General features: G+C 62.1%; 1 protein-coding gene. It reads left to right on the forward strand.

Annotated elements, in window-relative coordinates; translation table 11 throughout:
- Positions 1 to 2,762 (forward strand): Ig-like domain-containing protein (locus tag C8D90_RS21880; protein ID WP_196238534.1); only part of this gene is annotated, 2,762 nt, incomplete at both ends.

Raw genomic sequence — 2,762 nt, forward strand, 5'->3', positions numbered from 1 at the left:
ATCGGCTCTGCGGTAGTGGATGCAAACGGCAAGTGGAGCCTGACGCCGGACACCCCGCTGCTGGAAGGCATGAACCAGCTGACCCTGGAAACGCGCGACCCGGCGGGCAACCGTCAGGAAGGCAAGGCGCCGTCCTACGACGTGAACGTCTTTATTCCGGTTGCTGAACTGCCGGCGATCCTCAGCGTGGTTGATGATGCTGAACCGCACACCGGTCCGCTGCAGAAAGGCGAAGCCACCAACGATAATACCCCGACCCTGAACGGCAGCGCCGCAGCAGGCGAACTGGTAACCATTTACGCTAACAACCAGGCTATTGGCAGCGTTGTGGCTGATGAAAATGGTCGCTGGACCTTCACGCCGGGCACCGCGCTGGCTGATAACAGCTATAGCTTTACCGTCACCGCGACTGACGCTGCCGGCAACAACAAAGACAGCGGCAGCTTCCCGATCGTGATCGACACCGCGGCCCCGGCGCCGGCTGAGAACATCGTCATCACCGATGACGTGGGCGACAAGCAGGGTGAAGTGAACGACGGCGACACCACCGACGACCAGTCCCCGACCCTGAGCGGCACCGCCGAACCGGGCAGCACCGTTGATATCTACGACAACGGTGAGAAGATCGGTTCTGTTGAGGTGGATGACAACGGCAAGTGGACCTTCACGCCGGATACCCCGCTGGACAAAGGCGACCACGAAATCACCACCACCGTCACCGATCCGGCCGGCAACACCAGCGATCCGAGTCCGGGTATCACCATCACGGTCGATCCGGACCCGAACCAGGTAACCGTTGGCTCCGTGATTGATAACGAAGGCCCGATCACCGGTAAGCTGAATCCGGGCGATGTGACCGACGACGCGCGTCCGGAAATCACCGGCAGCGGCAAGCCGGGCAGCACCGTGACCGTGAAAGACGGCGATACCGTATTGGGTTCCACCACCGTGAAACCGGACGGCTCCTGGAGCTTCACGCCTGAGCAGGATCTGAAGGACGGCGATCACAGCCTGATCGTGACCTCCACCGATCCGGCGGGCAATGAAGTCACCTCCCCGGCCTTCGATATCAAGGTTGATACCGTTGCACCGAGCAAGCCGACTATCGACGCGGTCTATGACGACGTGGGCAATGTGCAGGGCAGCCTGAAGTCCGGCGCCTCCACCGATGACTCCACGCCGACCCTGAGCGGTACGGCGGAAGCCGGCAGCATCGTCAACATTTATGATGGCGACAAGTTGCTGGGCAGTGTGAAAGTGAATGTCGATGGCGACTGGAGCTTCACGCCGACCACGCCGTTGTCAGAAGGTAAGCACGCATTTACCGTCACGGCCACCGACAAGGCAGGCAACACCAGCGATCCGTCCGATAAATTCGAACTGACGCTGGATGTGACGCCGCCGGATGCCAGCAAGCTGGTCATCACCGACGTGATTGACGACGTGGGCGCGGTCACCGGCTCTGTTAAGAGCGGTGACGTTACCGACGACAACCGTCCGCAGATCAAGGGGACCGGCGCCGAAGCCGGCAACGTGATCACCGTGTATAACGGCGATACCGTTATCGGCAGCACCACGGTTGACGCTTCCGGTAACTGGGCGCTGGAACCGACCACGCCGCTGCCGGATGGCAAGTACACCCTGACCGCGAAGGAAACCGACTTGGTGGGTAATACCTCCACGTCCGGCGAGTACGTTATTATCGTTGCCACCGTTCCGCCGCAGGCGCCGACGCTGGATACCGTGTATGACGACGCGGCACCGCATATCGGTTACCTGCAGAAGGGCGATGTCACCAATGACACCACCCCGACCCTGAAGGGCTCCGGCCTGGTTGGCGGCACCATCAGCATCTACGACAACGGCGCCCTGATCGGCACCGCCATCGTGGACAGCAACGGCGGCTGGGAATTCACCCCGGGCACCGCGCTGAAGGACGGCAACCATAACTTCACCGCCACCGTGACCGACGGCGTGGGACGCGTCAGCGATCCGACCGGCGGCTTTAATATCAGCATCGACAACACCGCACCGGATGCGGCTACCGGCCTGGTGATCACCGACGACGTGGGCGATTACCAAGGTCCGCTTAAGTCCGGCGACACCACCGATGACAGCACCCCGACCTTCAGTGGCAAGGCGGAGCCGGGCAGCACGGTCAACATTATCGATAACGGTAAGGTGATCGGCTCGACGCAGGTGGATGATAAGGGCAACTGGAGCTGGACGCCGGATACGGCGCTGGACAACGGTGCGCACGACTTCACCACCACGGTAACCGACCCGGCGGGCAACACCGGACCGGAAAGCGAGCATGTGAATGTGGTGGTTGACGTGGTTCCCGGCCAGGTGGCGATCACCAAGGTGATCGACGACGTGGGTGATATCACCGGCGGCATCGCCAAAGGCGGCGTCACCGACGATACCCGTCCGGAAATCACCGGTACGGCGAAGGCGGGCAGCATTGTCACCATTAAAGACGGTGATAACGTGCTGGGCAGCACCACGGCCAAGTCCGACGGCACCTGGAGCTTCACGCCGACCGTTGACCTGGGCAAGGGCGCGCATACCATTACCGCGGTAGCGAAGGATCCGATGGGCAACGAGTCCAGCAGCAACTGGAACTTCACCATCGACACCGACGCGCCGGCCAAGCCGACCATCGACTCGGCCTATGACGACGTGGGCAGCGTACAGGGGCCGCTGAAGTCCGGCGCTTCCACCGATGACCCGACGCCGACCCTGAGCGGTAAGGCGGAAGC

Origin of the sequence: Enterobacillus tribolii (assembly GCF_003363015.1) — a bacterium.
In the GTDB taxonomy this organism is placed as follows: Bacteria; Pseudomonadota; Gammaproteobacteria; order Enterobacterales; family Enterobacteriaceae; genus Enterobacillus; species Enterobacillus tribolii.